Genomic DNA, 7,651 nt, shown 5'->3' on the forward strand with positions numbered 1-7,651 from the left:
TTTGACCGAAAGGCGCTAAAAATGTGCGGTTGGACGGCATCAAATTCGTTCAAATACGGTGGCGATCCCCTGGCCCAGCCCGATACACATGGTGGCAAGGCCGAACTGCACGTCACGCCGTTCCATCAGGTTCAGCAGCGTGGTGCTGATACGCGCACCGGAGCAACCCAGCGGGTGCCCGAGTGCTATTGCACCGCCGTTCAGATTGACCTTTTCGTCAAGTTTATCCAATAATCCCAGATCTTTAATGCACGGCAGCGTCTGTGCGGCAAAGGCTTCATTCAGTTCAAACACGCCAATATCTGTGGTGCTTAGCCCGGCACGCTTCAACGCCAGCTGGGAGGCGGGTACCGGACCATAGCCCATAATCGACGGATCGCAGCCCACCACCGCCATTGAGCGGATGCGTGCGCGTACTTTCAGGCCCTGCTGCCGTGCCTGTGATTCGCTCATTATCAGCATGGCGGCCGCCCCATCGGATAGCGCCGAGCTGCTGCCTGCGGTCACCGTACCATTAACCGGATCAAACGCCGGGCGTAACGCCGCCAGGCTTTCCACTGTGGTATCGGGGCGGATAACTTCATCGGTGTCATAACATTTAAGCACGCCATCAGCATCATGGCCGGAAACGGCAACAATCTCGGCGGCAAAATGCCCGGCCTGGGTTGCTGCCGCAGCGCGCTGATGGGAACGGGCGGCGAACTGGTCCTGCATCTCACGGCTGATACCGTGCATACGCGCCAGCATTTCTGCGGTCAGCCCCATCATTCCGGCGGCTTTGGCAACGTTACGGCTCAGACCGGGATGGAAATCAACGCCGTGACTCATCGGTACGTGGCCCATATGCTCTACGCCGCCAATCAGGCAGGTTTGCGCATCACCGACCATTATAGCGCGTGCGGCATCATGCAGTGCCTGCATGGAAGATCCGCACAAACGGTTGACGGTAGTGGCAGGGACGCGATGGGGAATGTCTGCCAATAGCGCGGCATTGCGGGCAATGTTAAAGCCTTGTTCCAGCGTTTGCTGGACGCAGCCCCAGTAAATGTCATCGAGCGTGGCGGGGTCTACGGACGGATTGCGGCTCAGCAGGCTGCGCATCAGATTCGCGGAGAGATCTTCTGCCCGAACATGACGAAATGCGCCGCCTTTCGAACGTCCCATCGGAGTGCGGATGGCATCAACAATGACAACTTTTTCCATTTTGCTTTCCTCACGCCGTTCTTAATGTTGTGTTATCCAGCGGGGTCGCCGGGGAGTACCAGCTCGCGCCTTTGGCTGCCTTTTCACGTAAACTTTCCGGCACCTGATAGAGCGGGCCGAGGGCGGTGAAAGGCTCTGCAAGCGCGAGGTAACTCTCGTTGCGCTGGGTATCCAGATAGCGGAAAGCACCGCCGCGAAATGGCGGGAAGCCAAGACCATAAACCAGCGCCATATCGGCCTCTGCCGGACTGGCGATCACACCTTCGTCCAGGCAGCGCACCACTTCGTTGATCATCGGTATCATCATGCGAGCCACAATATCCTCATCGCTGAACACGCGTTTCGGCTGACAGACGCTTTGCAGCAGACGATCGGTTTCATCGTCGGCGACTTTCTTCAGCTTGCCTTTGCTATCGGTTTCCCAGCGCCAGAAGCCCAGCTGGTTTTTCTGCCCGTAACGTTTTGCTGCAAACAGGACGTCGATGGCATCGCGGTAATCTTTCTCCATCCGTGCCGGAAATCCTGCGGCCATCACTTTCTGTGCATGATGTGCCGTATCAAGGCCCACCACGTCCAGCAACCACGAAGGCCCCATCGGCCAGCCAAACTGTTTTTCCATGACTTTGTCGATCTGGCGGAAGTCGGCACCATCGCGCAGTAACAGGCTAAAACCGGCAAAGTAGGGGAACAGCACGCGGTTAACAAAGAAGCCGGGACAGTCATTCACCACAATCGGCGTTTTGCCCATTTTGCTGGCCCAGGCGATCACTTTGGCGAGGGTGGCATCTGCCGTTTTGCTACCGCGAATGACTTCAACCAGCGGCATACGAGGTACGGGATTGAAAAAATGCATGCCGCAGAAATTTTCCGGGCGGGTTAACGTTTCAGCGAGCCTGTCGATCGGGATTGTCGAGGTATTTGATGCGAGGATGGCATCCGGGCGGATATGGCGCTCTGTTTCTGCCAGCACGCTTGCCTTCACCTGAGGATTCTCCACCACCGCTTCAACCACCACATCGACCTGCTCAAAACCGGCATAGTGAAGCACAGGCTGGATTGTACTCATGGTGCCGGCCAGCTTGAGGCCATCAATCTTGCCGCGTATCAACTGCTTATTGAGTAGCTTTGCCGCTTCGCTCATTCCCAGCATCAGCGCGTTTTCGCTAATGTCTTTCATCATGATGGGAACGCCTTTACAGGCAGATTGATAAGCAATGCCGCCCCCCATGATACCTGCACCCAGCACCGCAGCACGCCCAGGGGCCTCGACGCCTTTTGTCATTTTTTTGGCTTTGGCTTTTACAGCCTGGTCGTTCAGGAAGATGCCAACCAGAGCACTGGCTTCATCAGAGCGCGCCAGCGGTACAAAGGCCGCTGTCTCCAGCTTCAGGGCTTCATCACGCCCCATGTGGGCGGCCGCTTCAATGGTTTTCACGGCGGTCAGCGGGGCTGGGTAGTGCTTCCCGGCCGTTTGCAGCACCAGCGCTTTGGCGGTGCTGAAACTCATTGCTGCCTCAATTTTGCTGAGTGTCAGCGGCTCCAGCTTGATTTGTCGACGTTCACGCCAGGATAATTTACCCGCAATGGCTTCTTTCAGCACAGAAACAGCCGCCGTGTGGAGCTTATCCATGCTGACGACGGCATCCACCAAACCGATCTTTAAAGCCTGTGCGGTATCAATGTCTTTTCCTGCGGCAATAATTTCCAGCGCACTGTCAGCCCCTAACAGGCGTGGCAGGCGTACCGATCCCCCAAAGCCTGGCATGATGCCTAAGCGGGTTTCCGGCAGCCCAATGCGTGCATCTGTGCTGGCAACACGGAAGTCGGTAGCAAGCACACACTCACAACCTCCACCTAGCGCGTAGCCGCTGATGGCAGATACTGTCGGCACCGGCAGATCCTCCAGCCGATTGAAGATGCCGTTGGCAAACGCCAGCCACTGCGTCAGCTGTTCCGCCGGAGCGGCGAACAGGGAGAGGAATTCCATAATATCGGCACCGACGATAAACGCCGATTTACGTGAACAGAGCAGCACTCCGCGCAGCCCTGGCTGTTGCTCCAGCACCGAGATGGCTTCGCCCAAGCTGGCCACGGTCTGCGTATCGAGCTTATTCACCGAGCCGGGGGCATCAAAAACCAGTTCGGCTATGCCATCTTCCAGCCAGTTTAGGGAAAGGGTTTCGCCTTGGTAGAGCATATCTGTCTCCTGAACCGCGATAAGGGGATCTGGTCATACCAGATGTTTTGGAGTGTGGGAGCGATGTTAATGATTTGCAAATATAGCGTTATGGATTTGCTGACATGATCACAGCTGCGGCAAAACGGCATACCCCAGCAGGCTGTGGTAAGATGGCGACAATTTCGTAATGACGGAGACGGGTCATGGAGTCGTTAGTGACGCTCTATCAGGAGCATATTAAAACTCTGCAACAGCGTGCTCAGCAGGTGCTGGCACGGCACAGTCTTGATGCAATGTTGATTCATTCCGGGGAATTACTCACGGTATTCCTTGATGATCACACCTATCCTTTCAAAGTGAATCCACAGTTTAAAGCTTGGGTTCCCGTCACCCAGGTGCCAAACTGCTGGCTGTGGATAGACGGCGTCAATAAGCCTAAGCTGTGGTTCTATTCTCCGGTTGATTACTGGCATGACGTGGAGCCGCTCCCGCAAAGTTTCTGGACGGGCGAAATCGATCTTATTCCGCTGAAAAACGCCGATGATATTGCCCGTCTGTTGCCCATACAGCGCCAGAACGTGGCCTATATTGGCCCGGTGGCCGCGCGTGCCACCCAGCTCGGCTTCAATACCGACGCGATCAATCCTCAGGGCGTTATCGACTTCCTGCATTATCATCGCGCGTATAAAACCGGCTATGAGCTGCACTGCATGCGTCAGGCGCAGATGATTGCGGTAACCGGCCATCGTGCGGCGAAAGAAGCCTTTAAATCGCGGTTGAGCGAGTTCGACATTAACGTTGCCTATCTTAGCGCCACCGGCCACCGGGATACCGATGTGCCATACGGCAATATCATCGCGTTGAACGAACATGCTGCGGTGTTACATTACACAAAACTCGACCAGCAGCTGCCCGAAAAGCGCCGCAGTTTCCTGATTGACGCCGGGGCGGAATACCACGGCTATGCGGCCGATCTCACCCGCAGTTATGCAGCAAATGATGGCAGCGATTATGCTCAGCTGATTAAAGATATGAATAAGGAAGAGCTTGAGCTGATCGCTACCATGAAAGCGGGCGTACGCTACACCGAATATCATCAGCAGATGCATTACCGCATCGCCAGCCTGCTGCTTAAACATCAGCTGGTCAATGGGCTTACTGCGGAAGCGATGGTGAAAGAAGATCTCACCGGGCCCTTTATGCCGCATGGCATTGGCCACTCGCTGGGCTTGCAGGTACATGATGTGGCAGGATTTATGCAGGACGATCGCGGTACGCATCTCGCTGCGCCGCAGCAGTATCCTTATCTGCGTTGTACCCGTGTGCTGGAACCGGGAATGGTGCTGACCATTGAACCGGGGATTTACTTTATCGATTCTCTGCTGGCCCCCTGGCGTGCGGGTAAATTTAGTCAGTATTTTGACTGGGCGAAAATCGATGAGATGAAAGCTTATGGCGGTATTCGCATCGAAGATAATGTGGTTATTCATAAGAACAGCGTGGAAAACATGACGCGCGATCTTCATCTGGCCTGATGAACGCTTACGATATTCCGGCAGAGCCGCTGAGCTTTAGCGAAGAGATAAAAAAAAGCCGTTTTATTACGCTGCTGGCCCATACTGATGGTGTGGATGAGGCTCGGGCCTTTGTCCAGCAGATCAGACAGCAGCATCCGGCAGCGCGGCACCACTGCTGGGCATTTGTCGCAGGGGCGCCTGACGATTCGCAGCAGCTGGGCTTTTCCGATGATGGTGAGCCGTCCGGCACAGCCGGTAAACCGATATTGGCCCAGCTGATGGGAAGCCATACCGGCGAAATCACGGCGGTGGTGGTGCGCTATTATGGCGGCATTATGCTGGGAACCGGCGGGCTGGTTAAAGCTTACGGTGGGGGTGTCCAGCAGGCGCTACGCTTGCTGCCTCGTCGGGTTAAAGTGCCCATGCTCACATTCAGCCTTATCTGCGACTATGCGCAATTGAGTGAAGTTGAACGCCTCGTGGCTCGCTTCGATGGACAGGTACTCAACAGTGAGTTTCTGGAAAAAATTACGCTTACTCTGGCTCTGCCTCATGCGCAAGTGGCGGGCTTCAGGCAGAATTTGTCAGACTTCAGCCGGGGCTCTCTGCAATTAGTCTCGCTTAAATAACACTTCACGTCAGGAAAGGAACGGCAGAATGCATTTTCGCGCCATTACCCGCATAGTGGGTTTACTGGTCATTTTGTTCTCAGGCACCATGATCGTACCCGGACTGGTAGCATTGATTTACCGCGACGGCGCAGGACGTGCATTCACCCAGACGTTTTTTATGGCGTTGATGATCGGCACGTTACTTTGGTGGCCGAACCGTAAAAAGAAGAGTGAACTGAAGCCGCGTGAAGGATTCCTTATCGTGGTCCTGTTCTGGACGGTGTTAGGCAGCGTGGGGGCGATGCCGTTTATCTTTACTGAACAGCCACACCTCAAGTTGACCGATGCTTTTTTTGAGTCATTCTCTGCGCTGACAACCACCGGTGCGACAACACTGGTGGGGCTGGATACATTGCCGAAAGCCATTCTGTTTTACCGTCAGATGCTGCAATGGTTGGGGGGGATGGGGATTATCGTACTGGCCGTGGCGATCCTGCCTATCCTCGGCGTAGGGGGAATGCAGCTTTACCGTGCCGAAATGCCCGGTCCACTGAAAGACAACAAGATGCGCCCGCGCATTGCTGAAACGGCGAAAACGTTGTGGCTGATCTACGTTTTGCTAACCGTTGCCTGCGCGCTAGCCCTGTGGCTGGCCGGTATGTCGCTGTTCGATGCTATTGGTCACAGCTTCTCTACTATCGCTATTGGTGGCTTTTCCACTCACGATGCCAGCATTGGCTACTTTAACAGTCCGACTATCAATACCATTATTGCCGTTTTCCTGCTGATATCCGGCTGTAACTATGGTTTGCACTTCTCATTACTGAGTGGACGTAACCTGCGCGTTTACTGGCGTGACCCGGAATTTCGCATGTTTATTGGCGTGCAGATCACACTGGTGGTGATTTGTACCCTGGTATTATGGTTCCATGACGTTTATCAAAGCGGGATGCAAACGCTCAACCAGGCTTTTTTCCAGGTTGTTTCGATGGCAACCACCGCTGGCTTCACCACTGACAGTATCGCTCGTTGGCCATTATTCCTGCCTGTATTGCTGCTGTGTTCCGCGTTTATCGGCGGTTGTGCCGGTTCAACAGGCGGGGGCCTGAAGGTGATCCGTATTCTGCTGTTGTTTAAGCAGGGATCGCGTGAGTTGAAAAGGCTGGTGCACCCTAATGCGGTTTATACCATCAAGCTGGGCAATCGTGCGTTGCCTGAACGTATCCTTGAAGCGGTATGGGGATTCTTCTCTGCCTATGCTCTGGTGTTTATTCTCAGCATGCTGGCAATTATTGCTACCGGCGTTGATGATTTTTCGGCATTTGCAGCGGTTGCTGCTACGTTGAATAACCTTGGGCCAGGATTAGGGGTAGTGGCGGATAACTTCACTTCAATGAATGACACTGCTAAGTGGATCCTGATTTTGACGATGCTGTTCGGGCGTCTTGAAGTCTTTACCTTATTGGTTCTGTTTACGCCAACATTCTGGCGTGAGTAAGCGAGAGTTTAATAATGAAAGCGCTAATTCTGTTTTCCAGTCGTGATGGTCAAACCCGTCAGATTGCTTTTTATATCGCTAACCTCCTTAAAGAGCAGCGTGAATGTGATGTTTTCAACATCCAACATGTTGACGACATCGACTGGGCGCAATATGACAGGGTGCTGATTGGTGCATCGATCCGTTACGGCCATTTCCAGCCGGTCGTTGCGAAATTTGTGAAACGACATCTCAATGCATTGCAGCAGCGCAGCAGTGGTTTCTTCTCTGTGAACCTGACGGCGCGTAAGCCGGAGAAGCGCACGCCGCAGACCAACGCTTATACCCGTAAGTTCTTGCTTCAGTCACCGTGGGAACCTGACTGCTGTGCGGTTTTTGCAGGCGCACTGCGTTACCCACTATATGGCTTTGTAGATCGCACGATGATTCAGCTGATTATGCGTATGACGAAGGGTGAAACGGATACCAGTAAAGAAGTCGAGTACACCGACTGGCAGCAGGTGAGCCGTTTTGCCCATGAATTTGCTGAATTATCCAGCAAATTGCAGTAAAAAAACACGTTTCGATGAAAAATGAGGCGCTCAGTCATTTTTTTGCAATAAACCCTTGTCACCGGTCGAGAACTCCCTATAATGCGCCTCCA

6 protein-coding genes are annotated in these 7,651 nt (G+C 54.0%); 4 read left to right on the forward strand and 2 right to left on the reverse strand.

What is annotated here, in order from left to right:
• Nucleotides 1–39: 39 nt before the first annotated feature.
• Nucleotides 40–1,203: an acetyl-CoA C-acyltransferase FadA gene (gene fadA, locus EPIR_RS01310; protein ID WP_023653480.1), complete on the reverse strand. Its 1,164-nt coding sequence runs from the start codon at nucleotides 1,201–1,203 to the stop codon at nucleotides 40–42.
• A 10-nt stretch (nucleotides 1,204–1,213) separates the two neighbouring features.
• Complete coding sequence (gene fadB / locus EPIR_RS01315; protein WP_023653481.1) at nucleotides 1,214–3,400, reverse strand: fatty acid oxidation complex subunit alpha FadB; 2,187 nt, start codon at nucleotides 3,398–3,400, stop codon at nucleotides 1,214–1,216.
• Nucleotides 3,401–3,585: 185 nt separating this feature from the next.
• On the opposite strand from fadB, the gene pepQ reads away from it, so the two are divergent.
• From pepQ to hemG, 4 genes are read left to right on the forward strand one after another with little or no spacing between them, the layout of a single operon-like run.
• A complete protein-coding gene (gene pepQ / locus EPIR_RS01320; RefSeq protein WP_023653482.1) occupies nucleotides 3,586–4,917 on the forward strand; it encodes a Xaa-Pro dipeptidase in 1,332 nt (443 codons plus the stop codon).
• Nucleotides 4,917–5,528 carry an IMPACT family protein gene (locus tag EPIR_RS01325; RefSeq protein WP_023653483.1) on the forward strand — a complete coding sequence of 204 codons (612 nt, stop codon included), beginning with the start codon at nucleotides 4,917–4,919 and terminating at the stop codon, nucleotides 5,526–5,528. The genes pepQ and EPIR_RS01325 overlap by 1 nt, the downstream gene beginning before the upstream one ends.
• A 28-nt stretch (nucleotides 5,529–5,556) precedes the next feature.
• Nucleotides 5,557–7,008 carry a Trk system potassium transporter TrkH gene (trkH, locus tag EPIR_RS01330; RefSeq protein WP_023653484.1) on the forward strand — a complete coding sequence of 484 codons (1,452 nt, stop codon included), beginning with the start codon at nucleotides 5,557–5,559 and terminating at the stop codon, nucleotides 7,006–7,008.
• A 14-nt stretch (nucleotides 7,009–7,022) separates the two neighbouring features.
• Nucleotides 7,023–7,559 carry a menaquinone-dependent protoporphyrinogen IX dehydrogenase gene (gene hemG, locus EPIR_RS01335; protein ID WP_023653485.1) on the forward strand — a complete coding sequence of 179 codons (537 nt, stop codon included), beginning with the start codon at nucleotides 7,023–7,025 and terminating at the stop codon, nucleotides 7,557–7,559.
• The last annotated feature ends 92 nt before the right edge of the window (nucleotides 7,560–7,651 follow it).

The organism is Erwinia piriflorinigrans CFBP 5888 (assembly GCF_001050515.1).
In the GTDB taxonomy this organism is placed as follows: Bacteria; Pseudomonadota; Gammaproteobacteria; order Enterobacterales; family Enterobacteriaceae; genus Erwinia; species Erwinia piriflorinigrans.

What these genes read in the sequence shown, in the direction of transcription:
- fadA (WP_023653480.1), bottom strand. Translation starts at nt 1,203, where the DNA reads ATGGAAAAAGTTGTCATTGTTGATGCCATCCGCACTCCGATGGGACGT.
- fadB (WP_023653481.1), bottom strand. Translation starts at nt 3,400, where the DNA reads ATGCTCTACCAAGGCGAAACCCTTTCCCTAAACTGGCTGGAAGATGGC.
- pepQ (WP_023653482.1), top strand. Translation starts at nt 3,586, where the DNA reads ATGGAGTCGTTAGTGACGCTCTATCAGGAGCATATTAAAACTCTGCAA.
- EPIR_RS01325 (WP_023653483.1), top strand. Translation starts at nt 4,917, where the DNA reads ATGAACGCTTACGATATTCCGGCAGAGCCGCTGAGCTTTAGCGAAGAG.
- trkH (WP_023653484.1), top strand. Translation starts at nt 5,557, where the DNA reads ATGCATTTTCGCGCCATTACCCGCATAGTGGGTTTACTGGTCATTTTG.
- hemG (WP_023653485.1), top strand. Translation starts at nt 7,023, where the DNA reads ATGAAAGCGCTAATTCTGTTTTCCAGTCGTGATGGTCAAACCCGTCAG.